The sequence below is a fragment of the Pseudomonas sp. NA-150 genome, from assembly GCF_044336365.1.
In the GTDB taxonomy this organism is placed as follows: domain Bacteria; phylum Pseudomonadota; class Gammaproteobacteria; order Pseudomonadales; family Pseudomonadaceae; genus Aquipseudomonas.
Window position 1 is genome coordinate 942,134 of the sequence record NZ_CP172305.1, and the last position, 23,442, is coordinate 965,575.

At 59.2% G+C, this 23,442-nt stretch carries 22 protein-coding genes; 15 read left to right on the forward strand and 7 right to left on the reverse strand.

The window, feature by feature from the left end:
* Positions 1-206: 206 nt before the first annotated feature.
* The 11 genes from rpoE to pdxJ all read left to right on the forward strand — a co-directional run bounded on the left by rpoE (position 207) and on the right by pdxJ (position 10,636).
* Positions 207-788: an RNA polymerase sigma factor RpoE gene (gene rpoE, locus ACF0H7_RS04560; protein WP_020288878.1), complete on the forward strand. Its 582-nt coding sequence runs from the start codon at positions 207-209 to the stop codon at positions 786-788.
* 31 nt (positions 789-819) lie between these two features.
* A complete protein-coding gene (locus ACF0H7_RS04565) occupies positions 820-1,422 on the forward strand; it encodes a sigma-E factor negative regulatory protein (protein ID WP_397451610.1) in 603 nt (200 codons plus the stop codon).
* 8 nt (positions 1,423-1,430) lie between these two features.
* A complete protein-coding gene (locus ACF0H7_RS04570) occupies positions 1,431-2,396 on the forward strand; it encodes a MucB/RseB C-terminal domain-containing protein (protein WP_397451611.1) in 966 nt (321 codons plus the stop codon).
* Between the two features lie 307 nt (positions 2,397-2,703).
* Positions 2,704-4,140 carry a DegQ family serine endoprotease gene (locus ACF0H7_RS04575; protein ID WP_397451612.1) on the forward strand — a complete coding sequence of 479 codons (1,437 nt, stop codon included), beginning with the start codon at positions 2,704-2,706 and terminating at the stop codon, positions 4,138-4,140.
* 178 nt (positions 4,141-4,318) lie between these two features.
* On the forward strand, positions 4,319-6,118 hold the full coding sequence (gene lepA / locus ACF0H7_RS04580) for a translation elongation factor 4 (protein ID WP_397451613.1): 1,800 nt from the start codon (positions 4,319-4,321) through the stop codon (positions 6,116-6,118).
* A gap of 5 nt (positions 6,119-6,123) precedes the next feature.
* On the forward strand, positions 6,124-6,978 hold the full coding sequence (lepB, locus tag ACF0H7_RS04585) for a signal peptidase I (protein WP_397451614.1): 855 nt from the start codon (positions 6,124-6,126) through the stop codon (positions 6,976-6,978).
* 114 nt (positions 6,979-7,092) lie between these two features.
* Positions 7,093-7,470: a DUF4845 domain-containing protein gene (locus ACF0H7_RS04590; RefSeq protein WP_397451615.1), complete on the forward strand. Its 378-nt coding sequence runs from the start codon at positions 7,093-7,095 to the stop codon at positions 7,468-7,470.
* A complete protein-coding gene (gene rnc / locus ACF0H7_RS04595) occupies positions 7,467-8,156 on the forward strand; it encodes a ribonuclease III (RefSeq protein ID WP_397451616.1) in 690 nt (229 codons plus the stop codon). The genes ACF0H7_RS04590 and rnc overlap by 4 nt, the downstream gene beginning before the upstream one ends.
* Positions 8,149-9,051: a GTPase Era gene (gene era / locus ACF0H7_RS04600; RefSeq protein WP_397451617.1), complete on the forward strand. Its 903-nt coding sequence runs from the start codon at positions 8,149-8,151 to the stop codon at positions 9,049-9,051. Before rnc ends, era begins: the two co-directional genes overlap by 8 nt.
* Before the next feature lie 102 nt (positions 9,052-9,153).
* Positions 9,154-9,837, forward strand: coding sequence for a DNA repair protein RecO (gene recO / locus ACF0H7_RS04605; RefSeq protein ID WP_397451618.1), 684 nt, complete (start codon positions 9,154-9,156; stop codon positions 9,835-9,837).
* A gap of 52 nt (positions 9,838-9,889) precedes the next feature.
* Positions 9,890-10,636, forward strand: coding sequence for a pyridoxine 5'-phosphate synthase (gene pdxJ, locus ACF0H7_RS04610; protein WP_397451619.1), 747 nt, complete (start codon positions 9,890-9,892; stop codon positions 10,634-10,636).
* A gap of 123 nt (positions 10,637-10,759) precedes the next feature.
* On the opposite strand, the gene cmoB is transcribed toward pdxJ, so the two are convergent.
* The 5 genes from cmoB to lon form a co-directional block, all read right to left on the reverse strand.
* Positions 10,760-11,719, reverse strand: coding sequence for a tRNA 5-methoxyuridine(34)/uridine 5-oxyacetic acid(34) synthase CmoB (gene cmoB, locus ACF0H7_RS04615; RefSeq protein ID WP_397451620.1), 960 nt, complete (start codon positions 11,717-11,719; stop codon positions 10,760-10,762).
* A complete protein-coding gene (gene cmoA, locus ACF0H7_RS04620) occupies positions 11,716-12,459 on the reverse strand; it encodes a carboxy-S-adenosyl-L-methionine synthase CmoA (RefSeq protein ID WP_397451621.1) in 744 nt (247 codons plus the stop codon). The genes cmoB and cmoA overlap by 4 nt, the downstream gene beginning before the upstream one ends.
* 113 nt (positions 12,460-12,572) lie before the next feature.
* A complete protein-coding gene (locus ACF0H7_RS04625) occupies positions 12,573-13,244 on the reverse strand; it encodes a lysoplasmalogenase (RefSeq protein ID WP_397451622.1) in 672 nt (223 codons plus the stop codon).
* A 2-nt stretch (positions 13,245-13,246) separates the two neighbouring features.
* Positions 13,247-13,639, reverse strand: coding sequence for a protease inhibitor I42 family protein (locus ACF0H7_RS04630; protein WP_397451623.1), 393 nt, complete (start codon positions 13,637-13,639; stop codon positions 13,247-13,249).
* A gap of 189 nt (positions 13,640-13,828) precedes the next feature.
* Positions 13,829-16,240: an endopeptidase La gene (gene lon / locus ACF0H7_RS04635; protein ID WP_397451624.1), complete on the reverse strand. Its 2,412-nt coding sequence runs from the start codon at positions 16,238-16,240 to the stop codon at positions 13,829-13,831.
* A gap of 249 nt (positions 16,241-16,489) precedes the next feature.
* On the opposite strand from lon, the gene ACF0H7_RS04640 reads away from it, so the two are divergent.
* The 4 genes from ACF0H7_RS04640 to ACF0H7_RS04655 are packed head-to-tail and all read left to right on the forward strand — an operon-like array spanning position 16,490 to position 20,807.
* Positions 16,490-17,164: a methylamine utilization protein gene (locus ACF0H7_RS04640; RefSeq protein ID WP_397451625.1), complete on the forward strand. Its 675-nt coding sequence runs from the start codon at positions 16,490-16,492 to the stop codon at positions 17,162-17,164.
* Complete coding sequence (locus tag ACF0H7_RS04645; RefSeq protein WP_397451626.1) at positions 17,161-19,518, forward strand: EAL domain-containing protein; 2,358 nt, start codon at positions 17,161-17,163, stop codon at positions 19,516-19,518. The genes ACF0H7_RS04640 and ACF0H7_RS04645 overlap by 4 nt, the downstream gene beginning before the upstream one ends.
* 40 nt (positions 19,519-19,558) lie before the next feature.
* Positions 19,559-20,386 (forward strand): DUF3034 family protein, encoded by an 828-nt coding sequence (locus tag ACF0H7_RS04650; RefSeq protein WP_397451627.1) that lies wholly within the window; start codon positions 19,559-19,561, stop codon positions 20,384-20,386.
* 1 nt (position 20,387) lies between these two features.
* Complete coding sequence (locus ACF0H7_RS04655; RefSeq protein WP_397451628.1) at positions 20,388-20,807, forward strand: group 1 truncated hemoglobin; 420 nt, start codon at positions 20,388-20,390, stop codon at positions 20,805-20,807.
* A 111-nt stretch (positions 20,808-20,918) separates the two neighbouring features.
* Here ACF0H7_RS04655 and ACF0H7_RS04660 read toward each other — a convergent pair whose 3' ends face one another.
* Together ACF0H7_RS04660 and ACF0H7_RS04665 are read right to left on the reverse strand one after the other, a co-directional pair.
* Positions 20,919-23,288 carry a glucose/quinate/shikimate family membrane-bound PQQ-dependent dehydrogenase gene (locus tag ACF0H7_RS04660; RefSeq protein WP_397451629.1) on the reverse strand — a complete coding sequence of 790 codons (2,370 nt, stop codon included), beginning with the start codon at positions 23,286-23,288 and terminating at the stop codon, positions 20,919-20,921.
* Positions 23,285-23,425, reverse strand: coding sequence for a hypothetical protein (locus ACF0H7_RS04665; protein ID WP_397451630.1), 141 nt, complete (start codon positions 23,423-23,425; stop codon positions 23,285-23,287). Before ACF0H7_RS04665 ends, ACF0H7_RS04660 begins: the two co-directional genes overlap by 4 nt.
* Between the last annotated feature and the right edge of the window lie 17 nt (positions 23,426-23,442).

Consider the following 23,442-nt stretch of genomic DNA (forward strand, 5'->3'; position numbering starts at 1 on the left):
GTTCAGGCAACTGTCACTGCAAGATTCGACGACAAGATTATTTCCGCAGCCGGCCCTGTCCGCGCTGCGTTTTTCGTGCGGGTTAAATCATGGCTCGCAGGAAACTTGCTTGAAGGGGGAGAACTTTTGCGAAAAGCCCGAGTCTATGTTTGCAAGCCAGTTCAACGGCTGATGCAACACTCCCTCAAGCTCACCGAGGAGTGTTCATGCTAACCCAGGAAGAGGATCAGCAGCTGGTCGAGCGCGTACAGCGCGGCGACAAGCGAGCTTTTGATCTGCTCGTGCTGAAATACCAGCACAAAATTCTCGGGTTGATCGTGCGTTTTGTGCACGACACCCATGAAGCCCAGGATGTTGCGCAAGAGGCCTTTATCAAAGCCTATCGCGCACTGGGGAATTTTCGCGGCGACAGCGCCTTTTATACATGGCTGTACCGCATTGCCATTAACACGGCAAAGAACTATCTGGTTTCTCGTGGCCGTCGGCCGCCGGACAGTGATGTTAGGTCTGAAGACGCAGAATTCTACGACGGCGATCATGGCCTCAAGGATATCGAGTCGCCAGAGCGTGCGTTGTTAAGGGATGAGATCGAGGGCACCGTCCATCGAACTATCCAGTTACTTCCAGAAGATTTGCGTACGGCACTAACTTTACGTGAATTTGATGGTCTGAGTTACGAGGACATTGCGAGCGTCATGCAGTGTCCGGTGGGTACCGTGCGATCTCGGATTTTCCGCGCTCGGGAAGCCATCGATAAAGCCCTGCAACCGCTGTTGCAGGAATCCTGAGACAGCGGCGATAGCCAAGAGAGGAACCGCCATGAGTCGTGAAGCCCTGCAGGAATCGCTGTCCGCAGTGATGGATAACGAAGCAGACGAGCTGGAATTACGTCGGGTGCTGAACGCCTTCGACGATGCGGATACACGGGCCACATGGTCGCGTTACCAGGTTGCTCGTGCAGCCATGCACAAGGATCTGATACTGCCTCGTCTGGATATCTCGGCAGCCGTATCTGCCGCTATCGCCGAAGAAGACAGCCCTGCCAAGGTCCCTCGCAGCCTATGGCGCAGCCTCGGTCGCCTGGCGGTCGCCGCTTCGGTGACGCTTGCCGTACTGGCTGGCGTGCGTCTGTACAACCAGGATGACATCAAGGGTGTCGAACTGGCTCAACAGCAGGCGCCACAGACCCAGTCGTCTACGCTTTCGGTACCACAAGTAAAAGGTCCAGCGGTTTTGGCCGGCTACAATGAAAGCGCCGAGCAGGCTCCAGGCCCGATGGCCAGTGGAGTGTTGCAAGGTCAACCGGGCTGGCACGACCAACGTTTGCCAGGTTATCTGCGTCAACATGCTCAGCAAGCCGCGTTGAAGGGGACTGAAAGCGCATTGCCTTATGCTCGCGCTGCCAGCCTGGAAAACCGTTAAGGAGGATCATGCGCGCCATCCCTCTATTGCCGCTCCTGCTCGGTGGATGGCTGGTTCTTCCAGCGCATGCCGAGGATGCGCAAGACCTGCTCAAGCGTCTTGCGCTAGCGGAACAGCAGCAAAGCTTCGAAGGTACTTTCGTTTACGAGCGTAACGGCAGCTTCTCTACTCATCGAATCTGGCATCGGGTGACCGACGGCAAGGTTCGTGAGCACCTGCTTCAGCTGGATGGTTCAGCGCAGGAAGTGTTGCGAGTCGATGGGCAAACCCAATGCGTCAGCGGCACTCTTGTCGCGGGCGTTGGCAATCAGCCCAACTCGCCAGTGAAAGGCCTTGATCCGCAAAAACTCTCCGCTTTCTACGAAATGAACATCGTCGGCAAGTCGCGGGTGGCCGGTCGTGATGCGATCATCGTGGCGATGACGCCGCGCGATCAGCATCGTTACGGTGTTGAGCTGCATCTGGACAAAGAAACTGCGTTGCCGCTCAAGTCGTTGCTGCTGAACGACAAGGGGCAACTCCTTGAGCGTTTCCAGTTCACTGAGCTGGATACCAAGGACGTGCCCACCGATCAAATGCTCGAAGCCAGCGCCGATTGCAAGCCGATCCAAGTTGCGAAAAAAGACGAAACACCCAGTGCGCCAGCGACCTGGCACTCTGATTGGTTACCCGATGGATTTGAATTGAGCGGCAGTGGCGCACGCAAGGACCCTGAAACCAAGGTCACGGTCACCAATTTGATGTATGGCGATGGTCTGGCCCGTTTCTCGGTGTTTATCGAACCGCTCAATGGCGCCACCGTGCCGGATATCCGTACTCAGCTGGGGCCAACCGTGGCGGTATCGAGGAAGGTTTCGACAGCGTCCGGCGACTCGATGGTCACCGTGGTCGGCGAAATTCCGATTGGTACCGCTGAACGTATTGCGTTGTCGATGCGCAACTCGGAGCCGCAGGCCAAACAGGTCACCAAATGACTGGTCTGACCAATAATGGCGGGGCTAATGCCTGAGACGAGTGATGCTTTTCTCAGGCCTTTTTATCGACGGGGCAGGCCTGAGCTTGTCCTGCGGTTGAGAAACTGAAATGTTTGGTGAACTTTTCAGGTTGCAAATAAAATCGATTTTTTCTATAGGTCATGGCTTGGCAGCCCTGGCCTTAGTCGTTTCTGGATCAGAAAAACTGACTGACAGAATGCCGCCACCGCAGTTATCTGCGATGCGCTAGCTGTGTGGGCCGGTCGGTTCGCATGGCTTAACCATGCTCGTTGTGAACGGGAGTCGTATGTTGATACCACGCTTGAAGTCTTATTTGTCACTCGTTGCAGCTGTGTTGATGCTGAGTCAGATGGCCGTCGCCCAGGCGGAGGCCTTGCCAGACTTTACCGGTCTGGTTGAGCAGGCATCGCCAGCCGTAGTCAACATCAGTACCCATCAGAAAATGCCGGATCGTGTCGCCTCGAACAACAGTCAGATGCCCGATCTGGACGGTCTGCCGCCGCAATTGCGCGAATTTTTCGAGCACAACATGCCGAAGAATCAGCGTCCCCCGAAATCCGACCGTCAGCGTGAAGTCCAGTCTCTAGGGTCGGGCTTTATCATTTCTGCCGACGGGTATGTACTGACCAACAACCACGTGATCGACGGCGCAGACGAAATCATCGTGCGTCTTTCCGATCGTAGCGAGTTGAAAGCCAAGCTGGTGGGCACCGACCCGCGCACCGACGTTGCGGTGCTGAAAATCGAAGGCAAGGACCTGCCGACCGTCAAAATCGGTAACTCCGACAAGCTGAAAGTCGGTGAGTGGGTGCTGGCCATCGGCTCGCCGTTCGGTTTCGACCACTCGGTGACCAAAGGTATCGTCAGCGCCAAGGGCCGTAGCCTGCCAAACGACACTTATGTACCGTTCATCCAGACCGACGTTGCGATCAACCCGGGTAACTCCGGTGGTCCGCTGTTCAACATGGCGGGTGAAGTGGTGGGCATCAACTCGCAGATATTCACCCGTTCCGGCGGTTTCATGGGCTTGTCTTTCGCGATTCCGATCGATGTCGCGATGGATGTGGCCAATCAGCTGAAGACAGGCGGCAAGGTCAGTCGCGGCTGGCTGGGCGTGGTGATCCAGGAGGTCAACAAAGACCTGGCTGAGTCCTTCGGTCTGGACAAGCCGGCCGGCGCGCTGGTTGCCCAGGTGCTGGAAAACGGCCCGGCGGCCAAAGGTGGCGTGCAAGTGGGTGATGTGATCCTCAGCGCCAACGGTCAGCCTATTGTCATGTCTGCCGATTTGCCACACTTGGTCGGCAACATGAAAGACGGCAGCAAGGCCGACCTGGAAGTGATTCGTGACGGCAAGCGTCAAACCTTGACCGTGACCGTCGGTGCCTTGCCTGAAGAAGGCCAGGAAATGGGTGCTTCGGACGGTGGTAGCGCCGCGCGCAGCAGTAATCGCCTGGGGGTTTCGGTGGTCGAACTGACCGACGAACAGAAGAAAACCTGGGACCTCAAAGGTGGCGTGGTCATCAAGGACGTTGAAGATGACAGTCCTGCCGCGCGCATTGGCCTGCAATCGGGCGATGTGATCACTCACCTGGACAACCAGGCGATCACGTCGACCAAAAACTTCACCGAGATCGCCAAAGGTCTGCCGAAGAATCGTTCGGTGTCCATGCGGGTCCTGCGTGACAAGCGTGCCAGCTTCATCACCTTCAAACTGTCTGAGTAAGCCGTTGTAAAACAAAAAGGGCGGTGATCACCGCCCTTTTTTGTGCCTGTCGTCCAGAGATTGCGCTGACTGACCGTTGACGTGACCTGCGAACGTGACGCCCCGGCCTTCAATCAGGTACAATTCCCGGCTATTTTTCGGCGGGCAATCGGCCTGCAGCCTTTTTGAGTGTTGATCCGTGAGTGATTTGAGTCATATCCGCAATTTCTCCATCATCGCCCACATTGACCATGGCAAGTCGACTCTGGCTGACCGTTTCATCCAGATGTGCGGCGGCCTGTCCGAGCGCGAGATGGAATCTCAAGTCCTTGACTCCATGGACCTCGAGCGCGAACGCGGCATCACCATCAAGGCCCACAGCGTTACCCTGTACTACACGGCGCAGGACGGTATTACCTACCAGTTGAACTTCATCGACACCCCGGGCCACGTGGACTTCACCTATGAAGTCAGCCGTTCCCTGGCCGCCTGTGAAGGCGCGCTGCTGGTGGTCGATGCCGGTCAAGGCGTAGAAGCCCAGTCCGTCGCCAACTGCTACACCGCTATCGAGCAGGGCCTTGAGGTCATGCCGGTACTGAACAAGATCGACTTGCCGCAGGCCGACCCGGACCGCGTCAAGGAAGAAATCGAGAAGATCATCGGCATCGATGCCACCGACGCGGTCGCCTGTTCGGCCAAAACCGGTCTGGGCGTCGATGAAGTGTTGGAGCGTCTGGTTCACACCATCCCCGCGCCGACCGGCAACATCGAAGATCCGCTGCAAGCGTTGATCATCGACTCCTGGTTCGACAACTACCTGGGCGTCGTCTCGCTGGTCCGTGTACGTCACGGCCGCGTGAAGAAGGGCGACAAGATCCTGGTGAAATCCACCGGCAAGTTGCACCTGGTGGACAGCGTCGGCGTATTCACCCCGAAACACACCCAGACCGAAGATCTGAAAGCCGGCGAAGTAGGCTTCATCATCGCCGGTATCAAAGACATTCACGGCGCCCCGGTCGGTGACACCCTGACCCTGAGCACCACGCCGGATGTCGACGTGTTGCCTGGCTTCAAGCGTATCCAGCCGCAGGTTTACGCCGGTCTGTTCCCGGTCAGCTCCGACGATTTCGAAGACTTCCGCGAAGCGCTGCAGAAGCTCACGCTGAACGACTCCTCTCTGCAGTACGCGCCGGAAAGCTCCGACGCCCTGGGGTTCGGCTTCCGTTGCGGCTTCCTCGGCATGCTGCACATGGAAATCATCCAGGAACGTCTCGAGCGCGAGTACGACCTGGACCTGATTACCACCGCGCCAACGGTGATTTTCGAACTATTGTTGAAGACCGGTGAAACGATTTACGTCGATAACCCGTCCAAGCTCCCGGATCAGTCTGCTGTCGAAGACATGCGTGAGCCGATCGTGCGGGCCAATATTCTTGTGCCGCAAGAGCACCTTGGGAACGTCATTACGCTGTGCATCGAGAAACGCGGTGTACAACACGACATGCTGTTCCTTGGCACTCAGGTTCAAGTCAGTTACGACTTGCCGATGAACGAAGTGGTCCTCGACTTCTTCGACCGTCTCAAGTCGGTGAGCCGTGGTTATGCGTCTCTGGACTACCATTTCAACCGTTATCAGTCCGCCAACCTGGTCAAGCTTGATGTGTTGATCAACGGCGAAAAAGTCGACGCCCTGGCGTTGATCGTGCACCGTGACAACGCGAACTACAAAGGTCGCGCGTTAACTGAAAAGATGAAAGAACTGATCCCGCGGCAGATGTTCGACGTGGCAATCCAGGCCGCCATTGGTGGGCAGGTTGTGGCGCGTACAACCGTCAAGGCGCTCAGAAAGAACGTACTGGCCAAGTGTTACGGTGGTGACGTCAGCCGTAAGCGTAAATTGCTCGAGAAGCAAAAGGCCGGTAAAAAACGCATGAAGCAAGTCGGTAACGTGGAAATTCCACAAGAAGCCTTCCTTGCAGTGCTCAGGTTGGATAGTTAGGTCCTATGTCACTAAATTTCCCGCTGTTGTTGGTCATCGCTGTCATTGTCTGCGGTGTGCTTGCTTTGCTCGATCTGTTGATTCTGGCACCGCGCCGGAAGACAGCGATAGTGACTTATCAGGGCAGCGTGAGCCAGCCAGACGTCGCTGTCGTCGAGCGTCTGAACAAAGAACCCCTGCTGGTTGAATACGGCAAATCGTTCTTTCCGGTGTTGTTCATCGTGCTGGTATTACGCTCCTTTTTGGTAGAGCCGTTCCAGATCCCTTCGGGGTCGATGAAGCCAACGCTGGACGTGGGCGATTTCATCCTGGTGAACAAATTCTCCTACGGTATCCGCTTGCCGGTGCTGGATGAGAAGGTGATCCATGTCGGTGATCCACAGCGCGGCGATGTGATGGTGTTCCGCTACCCAAGCGACCCGAGCGTCAACTACATCAAACGTGTCGTCGGCTTGCCGGGTGACCGCATTCGTTACACCAATGACAAGCAGCTGTTCGTCAACGGTGGACTGGTGGCCAAGCAGTTGATCGGCGCCGAGCCGGGCACCTTGGGCAGCGCTCAGTTGTACAACGAGAAGCTGGGCGAAGTAGAGCATCAGATCCGCGAGGAAATGACCCGCTACCGCGCGCCGCCTGATCATGAATGGACGGTGCCGGCCGCGCACTACTTCATGATGGGTGACAACCGCGACAACTCGAACGACAGTCGCTTCTGGGATGATCCGAATATCCGGAAAGACGAGTTGGGCATGGTCCCGGACAAGAACATCGTCGGCAAAGCCTTCGCAGTATGGATGAGCTGGCCTGAGCCGAAACTGAGCCATCTGCCGAATTTCTCTCGGGTTGGCCTGATCAAGTAGCCCATGCGGCGCTGTACTCTACAGCGCCGTATGTCGTTTGGGCTGGCTCGAAATGCCGGCGTTGAAACAACTCACCTTGCTGGCTCTGAACAGCAGCTACGCTTGAGGTCAAACATGAAGTTTGCCGGTTCGCAGAAGGGATTGTCGTTCCTGGGCTGGATTATCGCCCTGGCTCTGGTCGCTTTCGTGGCGAGCACGGCATTCAAAGTGATTCCGCATTACCTCGACTATATGTCGATGAAGAAAATCATCAGCTCGGTCGGAACCGACAAAGCGCTGGATGTTACGACAGTCAGCGATTTTTACAGTTATGTCAGAAAAGGCATGCAGGTCAACAGCATTCGGGACTTGGATTTGGAAAAGGCGTTAAGTGTGACGGTGAAGGACAATCAGTTCTTGGCCCATTTGAACTATGAAGAACGTGAGCCACTGATTCAGAACATCGATCTGGTGGTGAAGTTCGACCACGAATTCAGCGTGGCTAAACCGTGAGCGTTTCCTTGAGTCGCCTGGAGCGTCAGCTCGGCTATACCTTCAAAGACCAGGAACTGATGGTCCTGGCCCTGACACACCGCAGCTTTGCCGGTCGCAATAACGAGCGCCTGGAGTTTCTCGGTGATGCCATCCTCAATTTCGTCGCCGGTGAAGCCCTGTTCGATCGCTTCCCACTGGCGCGCGAAGGTCAGTTGTCGCGCCTGCGCGCACGCCTGGTGAAGGGCGAGACACTGGCATTGCTGGCCCGTGGTTTCGATCTGGGCGAGTACTTGCGTCTGGGTTCCGGCGAGCTGAAGAGCGGCGGCTTCCGTCGTGAATCGATTCTGGCCGACGCCCTTGAAGCGCTGATCGGTGCGATCTACCTAGATGCTGGCATGGACATGGCGCGCGAACGCGTACTGGCCTGGCTGACCACCGAGTTCGACAGCCTGACGCTGGTCGATACCAACAAAGATCCGAAAACCCGGCTGCAGGAGTTTCTGCAGTCGCGTGCCTGTGAACTGCCGCGTTACGAAGTGGTGGATATCCAGGGCGAGCCGCACTGCCGGACGTTCTTCGTCGAGTGCGAGATCACCTTATTGAATGAAAAAAGCCGGGGCCAGGGTGTCAGCCGTCGCATTGCCGAACAGGTAGCAGCGGCCGCAGCACTCATCGCTCTTGGCGTGGAGAACGGTCATGACTGATTCAACTGCAACACGCTGTGGCTATGTCGCCATTGTTGGCCGGCCCAACGTGGGCAAATCCACGCTGCTGAACCACATTCTCGGACAAAAGCTGGCGATCACTTCGCGCAAGCCGCAGACCACCCGTCACAACATGCTCGGGATCAAGACTGAAGGCACCGTGCAAGCGGTCTACGTCGACACGCCTGGCATGCACAAAAACGGTGAGAAAGCCCTCAACCGCTACATGAACAAAACCGCTTCGGCGGCGTTGAAAGACGTCGATGTTGTGATTTTTGTGGTCGATCGCACCCGCTGGACCGAAGAAGACCAGATGGTTCTCGAACGCGTGCAGTACGTGCAAGGCCCGGTGATCCTGGCGATCAACAAGACCGACCGTATCGAAGACAAAGCCGCGCTGATGCCGCACCTGGAGTGGCTGCAAGGCCAACTGCCGAATGCGCAGATCGTGCCGATCTCTGCACAGCAAGGTCACAACCTTGAAGCGCTGGAGGGCCTGATCGCCGCTCATCTTCCGGAAAACGAACACTTCTTCCCGGAAGATCAGATCACCGACCGCAGCAGCCGTTTCCTTGCGGCCGAGCTGGTTCGGGAAAAGATCATGCGTCAGCTCGGTGCCGAACTGCCGTATCAGATCACCGTGGAAATCGAAGAATTCAAGCAACAAGGCAAGACCCTGCACATCCACGCGTTGATTCTGGTGGAGCGTGACGGCCAGAAGAAAATCATCATTGGCGACAAGGGTGAGCGGATCAAACGTATCGGCACCGACGCGCGCCGGGACATGGAGTTGCTGTTCGACTCCAAGGTCATGCTCAACCTGTGGGTCAAGGTCAAAGGCGGCTGGTCCGATGACGAGCGCGCCCTGCGTTCGTTGGGCTACGGCGACCTGTAAGCCTCACTGTCCGATGATGAGTCGCCTCGCCGGCTCATCTCGGGCAAGCTTCATCTTCGTTACACCTCCCTCTTTGCTGCGATCTGCGAGCCTGCCTGAACGATGAGCACGCCCACCGGCCAACTTGCTTATGTGCTGCACAGCCGGGCGTATCGCGAAAGCAGCGCACTGGTGGATTTCCTCACGCCCCAAGGTCGGCTGCGCGCGGTATTGCGCAGTGCGCGCGGCAAGGCCGGCACCTTGGCCAGACCTTTCGTTCCGCTGGACGTCGAGTTTCGCGGACGCGGTGAGCTGAAGAACGTCGGCCGCATGGAAAGCGCCGGTCTGTCTACCTGGCTGGTCGGCGACGCGCTGTTCAGTGGCCTGTACCTGAATGAATTGCTGATCCGCCTGCTACCCGCCGAAGATCCGCATCCCGCCGTGTTCGACCACTATGCCGCGACGTTGCTGGCATTGTCTGCCGGGCGGCCGCTGGAGCCTTTGCTGCGCTCGTTCGAATGGCGATTGCTCGATGATCTGGGCTATGGCTTCGACCTGCACGCCGATATCAATGGCGATCCGGTGGAAGCCGACGGTATGTACCGGCTGAAGGTCGATGCGGGGCTGGAGCGCGTCTGGCTGTTGCAGCCGGGGGTGTTTCAGGGCGTCGAGTTGCTGGCCATGGCTGAAGCCGACTGGAGTGCACCCGGCGCGCTGGCCGCGGCCAAGCGTCTGATGCGTCAGGCGCTGGCCGTGCATTTGGGCGGCCGTCCGTTAGTCAGCCGAGAACTGTTTCGCAAGCCGTGAGCAAGCTTTATGCTGCCCCGGTCTGTTTTGATCAAATTGTTAGGAGACATCCGTGACCCAAAGCACCCGCATTCTTCTTGGCGTGAACATCGACCATGTCGCCACACTGCGTCAGGCCCGTGGCACCCGTTACCCGGACCCGGTGAAAGCGGCGCTGGATGCCGAAGAGGCGGGCGCCGATGGCATCACCGTGCACCTGCGTGAAGACCGTCGGCACATCCAGGAGCGCGACGTGTTGCTGCTCAAGGACGTGCTGCAAACCCGCATGAACTTCGAAATGGGCGTCACTGAAGAGATGCTCGCATTCGCCGAACGCATCCGTCCGGCCCACGTGTGCCTGGTACCGGAAACCCGTCAGGAGCTGACCACCGAAGGCGGTCTGGACGTGGCGGGGCAGGAAGCGCGGATCAAGGCGGCGGTAGAGCGACTGGCGAAGATCGGCTGCGAAGTGTCGTTGTTCATCGACCCGGACGAGCGTCAGATTGCAGCGTCCAAGCGTGTCGGCGCACCGGCTGTCGAGCTGCACACCGGTCGTTATGCTGATGCTGAATCGCCGAGTGAAGTGGCTGAAGAGCTGAAGCGCATTGCCGACGGCGTAGCGTTTGGCGTGGCCCAGGGTCTGATCGTCAACGCCGGCCATGGCCTGCACTACCACAACGTCGAAGCAGTTGCGGCGATCAAAGGCATTAACGAACTGAACATCGGCCACGCGCTGGTGGCGCATGCGTTGTTTGTGGGCTTCAAGGCCGCAGTGTCCGAAATGAAAGCGTTGATTGTGGCGGCCGCACCCAAGGCGTAATTGATCCCTTTGTAGGAGCGAACTTGTTCGCGAGGCGGAGTGTCAGGCAAACCCCGCGTAAAGCTGCTCGCGAACAAGTTCGCTCCTACAGAATTTGCGCACCCATATTGATTGGAAGTGCGATTAAGGCTTACGCGCCACAATCACAGCCCGCATCGGTGCCGGCAATCCTTCAACGGTGCGGCTGTGGTCTGCCGGGTCCAGATAGTCACTCAACGACTGAAAACGCATCCAGTCAGTACCGCGTTGTTCCTCGACCGTAGTGGTGCTGACATCCACGCAACGTACATCAGTAAACCCTGCACGCCGCAGCCACAACTCAAGCGCAGGCACCGACGGCAGAAACCACACGTTGCGCATCTGCGAATAGCGGTCTTCCGGCACCAGTACTTGCTGTTCGTCGCCTTCCACCACCATGGTTTCCAGCACCAACTCACCCCCCTTGACCAGGCAGTCTTTCAACGCCAGTAAGTGGTCGATGGGCGATTTGCGGTGATACAACACGCCCATGGAAAACACTGTGTCGAAGCCTTCCAGTCGGGCTGGCAAGTCCTCCAGGGTGAACGGCAGGTGCCAGGCAGGCAGGTCGGGCAGGTAGCGATGCATGGCCTGGAACTGGCAGAAAAACAGCCAGTTCGGGTCGACGCCAATCACGCTATCGGCGCCGGCACCGAGCATGCGCCACTGGTAATAACCGTTGCCGCAGCCGACGTCGAGAATGCGTTTGCCTTTCAGATTCAGGTGCGGCGACACCCGCGACCACTTCCAGTCCGAGCGCCATTCGGTGTCGACGTGCACGCCAAACACATCGAACGGTCCTTTGCGCCACGGCGACAGACCCATCAGCGCCGTGTGCACCCGGGCCCGGGTCTCGGCGTCGCAGTCGTTGTCGAGGGTGAAGCTATCCGCGAGGTCGACGCGGGTCGGGATCATGGCCGGCAACGAATCCAGCGCGTTCTGCCAGCGCTCCAGGTCGCCATGACCTTTCTCCATCTTGGCATCGAGTTGCGCTTGCAGGCCGTTGGCCCAGTCAGCCAGCGGGGTGCCCGCCAGACGGCGGACCAGGGGAGCGAGATCAATCATGGCAAGGCAATCAACGAGGCAAAGTTAAGGCACTGGAACCACGGCACCACCTTGGAAAAGCCAGCGGCCAGCAGGCGTTCGCGGTGTTCGTCGAGGCTGTCGGGTTTCATGACGTTTTCGATGGCGCTGCGCTTCTGGGCAATTTCCAGTTCGCTATAGCCGTTGGCGCGTTTGAACGCGATGTGCAGATCGGTGAGCAGCGCATGTTCCTGATCATCGTTGAAGCGCAGTTTTTCCGAGAGGATCAACGCGCCGCCCGGCACCAGCGCCTGACGAATCCGGCCGAGCAGGGCCAGGCGTTGGTCGGGGGCGATGAATTGCAGCGTGAAGTTCAGCGCCACCACCGAGGCGGGCTGGAACTCCAGGGCGAGGATATCGCCGTCGATCACCTCGACCGGCAGTAATTCCTGGTACATCGAGTTCTGCGCGTTGAGGTATTCGCGGCAGCGTTCGACCATCGCCGCCGAGTTATCCACAGCGATGACCTTGCAGCCTTCCGTGCGCACATGGCGGCGCAAAGCCTGGGTGACGGCGCCGAGGGAACTGCCGAGGTCATACAGCACGCTATTGGGCTGGGCGAATTGCGCCGCCAGCACCCCAAGGTTCTCGACGATGGTCGGGTAACCGGGCACCGAACGCTTGATCATGTCCGGGAACACCCGCACTACGTCTTCGTTGAAGGCGAAGTCAGGCACCTGAGCCAAAGGCTTGGCGAATATGCGATCGGGTTCTTTGCTCACGGCAGTTCCAGCGGAATGGCGAAAAGGCCGGCATTTTAGCCAGTTTGAGCCCGAGAAGCGACGCGTCCCGTCTGTAGGAGCCAACTTGTTGGCGAGCGGCTTGACGCGGTCAGTCAGGTACACCACCTCGCGAACAAGTTCGCTCCTACAGAGACCTTGGTGGCTGACGCGGTAATTGCCCATTGTCCGAGCCAGTAGCTGAGGATGATCAGGTACGGCGCGGCGTCGAAGGGCAGGACGAAGCGGTTGATACCGATCAGGCTGTCGGAGAACACGAACAGCAATGCGCCCGCTGCAGCCAGCCGTGCCGAGCGTTTATGAACATCGGAATTCAACCGCGCCAACGCACGCCACAACATCGCGCTGATGGCCAGTGCGTAGACCGTGACCGGAATCAACAACGGGCCAAGGCCGTGCGCCGCCAACACCGATAACAATACGCCACCGACGCTGAGTGACAGCAACAGCGCCATGGGCGCAAGACGCCGACAATCGCTCAGGTACGCCTTCAGATACGCCAGATGCGCAAACAAAAACGCGCCGAGCCCAAACACAAACAAGTCCGCCGGCCAGGCCAGCAGCACATCACCCAACAACGAAAACAGCAGGCCGATGCCAATCCAGCGTGGATAGCTTTCCATCGCAGTCGTGCGCAGCCAACCCAACAACGCCAGAATCGGCAGGGGTTTGCTGAGCAGGCACATCCAGATGGAGTGAACACTGAGGCCGTATAAAAAGGTCAGGGCACCCAGCAGTGCAAGAATCAACCAGGTCCTCGGCTTCATCTTTAATTGACCGTGACCGAGCAATCGAAGGTCTTCATCGGCGCTACTTCAGGTGCCCAGGGCTGTTGATAGGTCATCAGCAAACGCCCGGTTCCGGCATTAGCCGCCTGATAGCGCCACACCGATTGCCCGGCGCTGCCGACCAACCCTGCGTTTTCCGGGTTGCTGTACACCTCCGGCCCGAGGCTGCGCAAAACGCCGGGCGCAGGATTTTGCACGGTCCAGCGATAACCGGTTTCGGGGGTGCTGGGCAGGGTCAGGATGATGGTTTGCCCGGTTGTCAGCTTCAGTGGGCATTCGCCTTGTTTTTCAACAGTGACGATCTGTCGGGGTTGCTGCGCACAGGCGGCAAGCAGGGCGAGGCTCAGGGGGACGATCAGGCGGGTAACAGTCATGAAAGCTCCAGTCGTACACAACGAGTCTGGAGCATAACTGAAGATTGGATAGATGCGGTGCGTTAGGCAGCACACATCCCTGTAGGAGCTGCCGAAGGTTTGGGCCGCATCCGGACGATAAGGCCGGAACGGCCTTCCGGCCGCCAGGTTCGCAGCCTCCGGCAACTCCTACAGAGATAGGCGTGGTTCTTAGAACAACACTTTGGCCACGTCCGCAAAGCGCTTGGCGAAGTGCACGGTGATACCTTCCTTCAGGTAATCCGGCAGCTCTTCGAAGTTGCCACGGTTTGGTTCAGGCAGGATCAGTTCAAAGATCTTCTGCCGCCGCGCCGCAATGACCTTTTCCCGCACGCCGCCAATGGGCAGTACATGCCCGGTCAAGGTCAGTTCGCCAGTCATGGCCACGCCTTTCTTCGGCGCCTGGTTGCGTGCCAGCGAGAGCAAGGCACTGGCCATGGTCACGCCGGCGCTCGGGCCGTCTTTCGGCGTCGCGCCTTCCGGTACATGCATGTGCACGAAGGCTTCGTCGAAGAACCGCGGATCGCCACCAAACTGCGCGAGGTTGGCGGTGACGTAGCTGTAGGCGATTTCCGCGGACTCCTTCATCACATCGCCCAATTGCCCGGTCAGTTTGAAGCCGCGATTCAACGTGTGGATGCGCGTCGCTTCAATCGGCAGGGTCGCGCCGCCCATGCTGGTCCAGGCCAGGCCAGTGATCACGCCAGTACCGGCCAATACTTGCTCGTTGCGGAACACCACCGAGCCGAGCATGGACTCCAGGTCCTTCGGCGCGATCTTCAGCACCGAGTCCGGATTATCCAGCAGCTTGATCACTGACTTGCGCACCAGTTTGCCCAGCTGTTTCTCCAATTGCCGGACCCCGGCCTCACGCGCGTAACCGTCAATCACGGTGCGCAACGCGTTGTCGCTGATGGTCAGGCTGCTTTTGGTCACGCCAGCCTTTTCCAGTTGCTTGGGCCACAGGTGACGCTTGGCGATGGCGAGTTTTTCTTCGGTGATATAGCCCGACAGGCGAATCACTTCCATCCGGTCCAGCAATGGGCCGGGAATCGAATCCAGGGTGTTGGCGGTGCAGATGAACAGGACTTTCGACAGGTCCAGGCGCAGGTCCAGGTAGTGGTCGAGAAATTCCACGTTCTGTTCCGGGTCGAGGGTTTCCAGCAGCGCCGAAGCCGGATCGCCCTGGTAGCTTTGGCCCATCTTGTCGATTTCGTCGAGCATGATCACCGGGTTCATCACTTCGACGTCTTTCAACGCTTGAACCAGCTTGCCCGGTTGCGCGCCGATGTAGGTGCGGCGATGGCCCTTGATCTCCGCCTCGTCACGCATGCCGCCGACGCTGAAACGGAAGAACGGGCGTCCCAGCGATTCAGCAATCGAGCGGCCGACGCTGGTTTTGCCCACACCCGGCGGGCCTACCAGCAGCACGATAGAACCGCTGATCTCGCCTTTGTAGGCACCCACCGCGAGGAATTCGAGGATGCGGCTCTTGATGTCGCCGAGCCCGGCGTGGTGCTGGTCGAGCACTTTGCGCGCGCGATTGAGGTCGAGCTTGTCTTCGCCGTAAACGCCCCACGGCACCGAGCTGGCCCAATCCAGGTAATTGCGGGTGACCGCGTACTCCGGCGAGCCGGTTTCCAGAATCTTCAGCTTGCCGAGTTCTTCGTCAATGCGTTTGCGCGCTTGCGGCGGCAACACTTTGCCGACCATGCGCTGCTCGAACTGCTCGATGTCGGCGCTGCGGTCGTCTTTGCTCAGGCCCAGCTCTTGCTGGATGACCTTGAGCTGTTCCCTGAGGAAAAACTCGCGCTGGTGCTCACCGATCTTGCGGTTCACTTCGGCGGAGATTTCTTTCTGCAGGCGCGCGACTTCGACTTCCTTGCGCAGCATCGGCAGGACTTTTTCCATGCGCTTGAGCATGGGTACGCAGTCCAGCACTGCTTGCAGGTCGACGCCCGAGGCTGAGGTCAGCGCGGCGGCGAAGTCAGTCAGCGGCGAAGGATCGTTAGGACTGAAGCGGTTGAGGTAATTCTTCAGCTCTTCGCTGTACAGCGGGTTGAGCGGCAGCAGCTCCTTGATCGCATTGATCAGGGCCATGCCGTAGGCCTTGACCTCGTCGGTGGCTTCTTCGGGCTGATGCGGGTATTCGACTTCCACCAGATACGGCGGGCGATGGTGTTTGAGCCAGGTCTTGATGCGCACCCGGCTCAGGCCCTGTGCGACGAATTGCAGCTTGCCGTTTTCGCGGCTGGCGTGATGCACCTTCACCAGCGTGCCGTATTCCGGCAGGGCGTCGGTGTCGAAATGGCGGGTGTCGTCTTGCGGCGTGTCCATGAAGAACAGCGCCAGGGAATGATGGTCGGACTTGCTGACCAGCTCCAGAGTTTCAGCCCAGGGCTCTTCGTTGACGATGACCGGCAGCACTTGCGCCGGGAAGAACGGCCGATTGTGAATCGGGATGATGTAGACCTTGTCCGGGTAGTTCTGTCCCGGAAGGGTCAGGCTGGTGTTGGTTGAAGCCGGGTGGTCGCTTTTTTGCTCTGGAGTGGCGTCATCTGAATCGTTTTGCTGGTCGCTCATGGGGCACCTGCACAAATGAATATGGTGTTTAGATGGGGCACTGCAGAGCTGCTTTCAATGGCGGGAGCAAATTAGCTTAGGTTAGCCCTTCACAGGCCGATAACCTTTCGTCAGTCCGAACTGAGTGATGGCTAAACGCCTCTTTTTGTGCGTGATCTTCTGGCCACCTGCCGTTAATCTGCGCGGACTGCATTTCGTTGCCAGGGCTGGCGAACTTTTAACCGGCTTGTCCACGATTTGGAAACAGGTATGTTCAAGGCTTTATCGACAACTGCTCTGCTCGCGTTTTCTGCTCTGTTCAGCCTCAGTGTTTCGGCAGCGACGCTCGACGCTGAGGTGGTCGACCAGCAGGGCAATCCGTTGAACGATGCTGTGTTGACCCTCGCCGGTCCGCCGGGCAAAACGTCGATCACCGCCAAAGCCGACATGGACCAGCGCGGTCAACAGTTTGCGCCTCACGTACTGGCGGTGCATACCGGTACGCAGATTGCCTTTCCCAATAGCGATAACGTTCGCCATCAGGTTTATTCATTTTCCGCTGCCAAACGCTTCGAACTGCGCTTGTACGAGGGCACACCGTCGCTTCCGGTGCTGTTCGACAAACCCGGCGTCGTGGTGCTGGGTTGCAACATTCATGACTGGATGCTCGGCTACGTTTTCGTCACGGACGACCCCTGGTTCACCGTCAGTCACGACAAGGGCGCGCTCAAGCTGGACGCGTTGCCGGTCGGGCACTACAGCGTAACCCTGTGGCATCCACAATCCCCCGATATGCAACCGGTTGCCGGTGGCGAAATCGATGTGCCTGCCCAAGGCCTGCATCAGCGCTTTATCGTGGCCGTAAAGGCCAAGGATCAAGACATGCCCATGGCTCCGGCGCCGAGTGCTTTCGGCGACGCCTTCAATAAGGCCGCACATGAATGAAACTGCGAAGTAGTTTTCAGGCGCGCATCGCTTGCGTACTGATCCTGTTGCTGTTGGTGGTGATCGGCGCCGTGTATTTCGCGGTCAACGCGGCGACCAAGGACGCTGTGGGCACCCAGGCCAAGGAGCAGTTGGAAGTCGGTACACGGGTGTTCGAGCGGTTGCTGGGGATTCGTGGCCGACAGTTGCGCGACGGCGTGCAATTGGTGGCGGCAGACTTCGGCTTTCGCGACGCGGTGGCCAGCGGCGATTCGGCAACCATTCGCTCGGTATTGCGCAACCACGGCGCGCGGATCAACGCCTCGGACATGTTCCTGCTGAGCATGGACGGCAAGGTCATGGCCAGTACCGTGGCTCAGGTGCCCGAAGGCAGTCAGTTCAGTTACGACAAGGCGCTGATCGAGACGCGGCGCAGCAACCAGTCGATGCTGATTGTTGCGATGCAAGGCAAGCCGCATTTGCTGGTGGAAAGCACGGTACTGGCACCGTTGCCGATTGGTCGCGTGGTGATGGGCTTTGTGATGGACGCCGAATTTGCTCAGGAACTGCGCTCGATGAGCGGCCTGGAGGTGTCGTTTCTCGCGGTCGAAAATCAGCAGCCGGGGCAGATTGTCAGTACCCAGCCCGACTCGTTGTACACCAGCCTGAGCCAATTGATGCTCGACAGCTCGCAAGGCCGGCATGTGCACATGACCGAGCACTTGAACCAGCGCTTCCTCAGTCAATCGCTGATGCTGGCTAACACCGGAAATGCCAGCGACGGTCAAGTTATCGCGCTGCTGCAAAGTCCGCTGGACCAAGCGATGCAGGCCTTTGCGCCGCTGGATCAGAAGATTATCTGGATCGCCCTGGCGGCGTTGTTTGCCTCGCTGATCGGCGCGCTGTTGCTGGCGCGAAGTGTGTCGTTGCCAGTCCGGGCGCTGGCCAGAGCCGCCGAACGCATCGGTGAGGGTGACTACCAGACGCCGCTGACCCTCAAGCGCAGCGACGAACTGGGCTTGCTCGCCAGCGCATTCAATTCGATGCAGAGCGGCATTGCTGAACGTGAACAACAGTTGGCGCACAACGCCCTGCACGATGCCCTGACTGGTCTGCCGAACCGGGCATTGGCCATGGAGCGTCTGGGCAGTGCGATCTCCGCCGAACGCCCGATGGCGCTGTTGTACCTGGGCATCGATAATTTTCGCGCAATCAACGAAGCCTGTGGCGCCGAGGGTGTCGATCAGATGCTGCAACAGGTTGGCGCACGGATTCAGACCCAACTGCGTCCCGGCGATACCGTGGCGCGCCTGACGGCCGACGAATTCCTGTTGTTGATCGATAACGTCGGCAGTGACGGCGCGGTTGCCGTGGCTGACACCCTGCAACAGCTGTTGGTCACGCCGCAGCGCATCAGTGGCCACGACATCGCGCTGGAGTGCTGCATCGGTATCGCTGCGTACCCGGCGGATGGCAATGTTCCGCAAGAACTGCTCAATCGCGCGGCCATCGCCCGCCAGGATGCCGCGCAATTGCCGGGGCGTTTGCAAGTCTATCAACAGGGCCGCGACCTCGCGCACCAGCGGCAGATCAGCCTGATTCGTGACCTGCGCCACGCCGCGTCGAACAATGAATTGATCCTGCATTACCAACCAAAGCTGGACATTCTTCAGGGCAAAGTGCGTCAGGCCGAAGCGCTATTGCGTTGGCAACACCCGCAATTCGGTCTGGTCTCGCCGGCCGAGTTCATCGTGTTGGCCGAGCGCACCGGCAGCATTCAACTGCTGACCAACTGGGTGATTGAAGAGGGCATGCGCCAATTGTCCGAGTGGGCGCGGCGGGGTTTGCGGGTGCAGGTGTCGTTGAACATCTCGGCGGATGATCTGCTCAGTCATGACCTGGCCGACCGCGTGTCGGTTCTGCTCAAGCAATACCAGGTGCCGGCCGAACAACTGATCTTCGAGATCACGGAAAGCGCGGTGATGCGTGAGCCTGAACATGCACTGAAAGTTCTTCATCGGTTGCGCGAATGTGGCATCAGCCTGTCGATCGACGATTTCGGCACTGGTTATTCGTCGCTGGCTCACCTCAAGCGGTTGCCGGTACAAGAGCTGAAGATCGACCAGTCGTTCGTGCGTGACCTCGACGAGACCAGCGAGGACGCAGTGATCGTTCGCTCCACCATCGAGATGAGCCATAACCTGGGGCTCAAGGTGGTGGCCGAGGGCGTCGAGTACGAACACAGCCTGCGCCTGCTTGAACGCTGGCAGTGCGACACCGCGCAGGGTTATCTGATCAGCCGTCCGCTGACCGCCGCCGCTTTTGAGGCCTGGGTTGCCCAGCCGCTTCGCTCACCCAGCCTGATGGTTCACTGATTTATGCCGCGTCGTTTTTGCCTCTTGTTGGGATGTTTGTGTGCAGTGCTCGCCAGCGGGTGCTCACGCCGATCAAGGCCGATTGATCGCGACCGGTGGCGCCAGCAGTATCGACGGCGCTGCCGGTGGCGGGATCACGCCGTGGGCGGTACTGGCCGGTTATGGCGAAAAGGGCGAGTGGGGCACTGACGTATTCGCCACCCATATCGACCTCAAAGACTACAAGCTGGATGTGGTGGGTATGGCAGCGGCCTACGACAACCGCATTGAAGTGTCCTACGCCCACCAGCGCTTCGACCTCGGCTCGCTGGTGAGCAAACTGCACCTGCCCGACGACAGCCTGAGCCAGGACATCTTTGGCGTGAAGGTGCGGCTGTTTGGCGACCTGATTTACGACTACCTGCCGCAGGTGTCGCTGGGGCTGGAATACAAACATCAGAACGACTTTCTGATTCCAAGCCTGGTCGGTGCCAAGCGCGATGCCGACACCGACGCGTACCTGACCGCTAGCCGCCTGTTCATGGGCGCGGCGTTTGGCTACAACCTGGTGGTCAACGGCGGCGTGCGCTACAGCCGCGCCAACGAAATGGGCCTGCTGGGCTTCGGTGGCGATCGACGCGACAGCCGTAGCGTGCTCAAGGAAAGCTCGATTGCGGTGTTGTTCAACCCGCGTTGGGCGTTGGGCGTGGAATACCGGGAGAAGCCGGACAACCTGTCGTTCTCCGGCGAAAGTGACTGGACTGACCTGTTCCTCGGCTATTTCCCGAGCAAGCATTTGTCGTTTGTGCTGGCCTATGCGCGGCTGGGCCAGATCGCCACCCTGGACAATCAGAACGGCACGTACCTATCCGTGCAGGGGAGTTTTTAACATGCGCCTGTGGTCCTGGCTTGTGATCCTCGCCCTGGCGGGTTGTGCGCAGACGCCGCCGAAAGATGACAGCCTGTATCACGAACTGGGACAGCGTGCGGGCATTCAGCGGATTGTCGAAGGCATGTTGCTGAACATCGCCCACGACAAACGTATCGTCGAGCATTTCAAGAAAATCGACATCGTGCGCCTGCGCGACAAGCTGGTTGAGAAAGTCTGCGTCGAGGCCGGTGGCCCGTGCCGTTACACCGGCGACAGCATGGCCGAATCGCACAAAGGCCAACACCTGACCCGCAGCGATTTCACCGCACTGGTGGAAGACCTTATCGATTCGATGGACGCCGAACACATCCCGGTGCCCACGCAAAATCGCCTGATCGCGCGCCTGGCGCCGATGCGCGGGGATGTGATCGAGAAATAGCGGCAGTTGCAAAACCCTGTAGGAGCGAACTTGTTCGCGAGGCAGTGTGCCTACACACCGCGTCAAGCTGCTCGCCAACAAGTTGGCTCCTACAGACGGAGGCAGGAATTCTCACTCCGGCAATTTAAACGCCAGCACGTAATCACCTTTCTTGGTTTGCAACGATCCATGCCCGCCGGCCATCACCAGCACGTACTGTTTGCCATCCTTGCCGGTGTAGGTCATCGGTGTGGTCTGAGCGCCTGCGGGCAGGCGGGCTTCCCACAGTTGTTTGCCGTTACGCATGTCATACGCGCGCAGGTATTGGTCGAGCGTACCGCTGAGGAAGCCCACGCCACCTTTGGTCATGAAGGTCCCGCCGAGGCTCGGAACCCCCATCGGCAACGGTATTGGCACGGGTGAGCTGTCGCGCACGGTGCCGTTTTTGTGTTTCCAGATTGTGGTGTTGTTGGTCAGGTCCACCGCGGCGACGTAACCCCATGGCGGCGTCTGGCACGGCAGGCCCAGCGGCGAGAGCATCGGTTGCAGGATCACGCCGTACGGCGCGCCTTTGTTGACCTGCACACCTTCGGTTTCACTTTTGCGCGGCCCTTGGGCGGCAATCTCGGCGGCCGGTATCAATCGCGATTCGAAGGCCATGGCGTCGGGGTTGACGAAGGCGATCTGGCGCACCGGGTCCACCGAAATCCCACCCCAGTCGAACACGCCGAAGTTGCCCGGATAAATGATCGAGCCTTGCAACGACGGTGGGGTAAACGGGCCGTCATAACGCAACGACTTGAGCTTGATCCGGCACAGCAGTTGGTCGAACGGCGTCACGCCCCACATGTCGCTTTCCTTAATCGGTGGCGGCATGAAATTCAGGTCGGACTTGGGTTGGGTCAGTGCCGTGTGATCGCCGGCGACTGCGCCTTGCGGCACTGGAATTTCATTGATCGGCACGATGGGCTGACCCGTACCCCGGTCCAGCACGTAGATGCTGCCTTGCTTGGTCGAGGCCAGCACCGCCTGCTTCATGCCGCTGGCGGTTTTGATATCCATCAACGAGGGTTGGCCGCCAACGTCCATGTCCCACAGGTCGTGGTGGGTGAACTGATAGGTCCAGCGCACGCGGCCGCTGTTGATGTCCAGCGCGGTCAGGCCGGCGCTGTATTTTTCCGAGTTGGGTGCACGGTTGCCGCCCCACTGGTCAGGCGTCTGGTTGCCCATTGGCAGGTACAACATGCCGAGCTTTTCATCGACCGCAAACATCGACCACATGTTGGGTGAGTTGCGGGTGTAGGTCTTGCCGGACGCAATCGGTGTGGTGTCGTCCGGGTTGCCGCTGTCCCAGTTCCACACCAGACGGCCGGTGTGCACGTCGAAGGCGCGAATCACCCCGGACGGCTCGTCGGTCGAGACGTTGTCGGTGACGTGGCCGCCGATCACCACCAGGTTTTGCGTGACGGCAGGTGGCGATGTCGAGTAGTAGCCACCCGGGATCATGCTGCCGATGTTGGCGCGCAGGTCGATGGAGCCCTTGTCACCGAAGTCCTCGCACATCTTGCCGGTGTCGGCGTTGAGGGCGATCAGGCGGGTGTCCGCCGTCGGCAGAAACAAGCGGCGCGGGCAGGCGTTGCTGGCCGGGCTTTGATTGGGCGCGGGGTAGGCCGCGTCGTCGTGATACGCCACGCCGCGACAGGTCATGTGGCCCCAGCCTCTGAAGTTGGCTTCGTTCTGGGTGCTGATTTTCGGGTCGAAGCGCCACAGCTCCTTGCCGGTGTCCGGGTCCAGGGCGATGACCATGCTGTGCGGGGTGCATACATACAGCATGCCGTTAACCTTGAGCGGGGTGTTCTCTGCCGTGGTTTCGTTGGGATCGCCGGGGCCGGGAATGTCGCCGGTGCGGTAGGTCCAGGCGGGCACCAGTTTGCTGACGTTGTCCGGGGTAATTTGCGCCAACGGCGAATATCGGTCACCGAAGGCGGTGCGGCCGTAGGACTGCCAGTCGCCGTCGGGCATGGCGGGCGCGGCGCTGGTGGTGCCGGCGGTTTCGCGGTCCAGTTGCCCCTTGATCTCACCGGGACTGGTGAACTGGCTGGCCAGGGCTGCAAGGCCGGCGAGGATCACCGCGATACTCAGCGCACCAGTGCCCATGGCCGACGGTTGCCCGCGCCACAGCGCCAGCCGGAACCATGGCAACAACAGGACAATGCCCAAGGCGAACCACAGCGCCAGACGCGGCACCAGTTGCCACCAATCCAGGCCGACTTCCCACAGCGCCCAGAGCGTGCTGGCAAACAGTGTCAGCGCGTACAGCCCCAGCGCGCCCCGGTGTCCGGCGATCAACAACACGCCACTCAGGCCGAAACCGATACCCGCCAGCACGTAGTAAAAGGAGCCGCCCAACTGCCCCAGCTTTATGCCTCCGGCCAGCATGGCCAGGCCCATCAACAGCAACACCAGACCGAGTAAGGTCGGTAACAGCCGAGATCTGCTCATTTGTCTTTTCTCCATGTCTCTTTTTCAAGAAATCCATGCGCCGTGCCCTGTTCAAGTGTAGGCAGGGTTTGTGGATAGGCATCGGAGGATTCGTAGAGTTCAGGAGGACGTGTGATCTTGTGCCATTCTGAAGTCATGCACCGTAAAGCCTTCC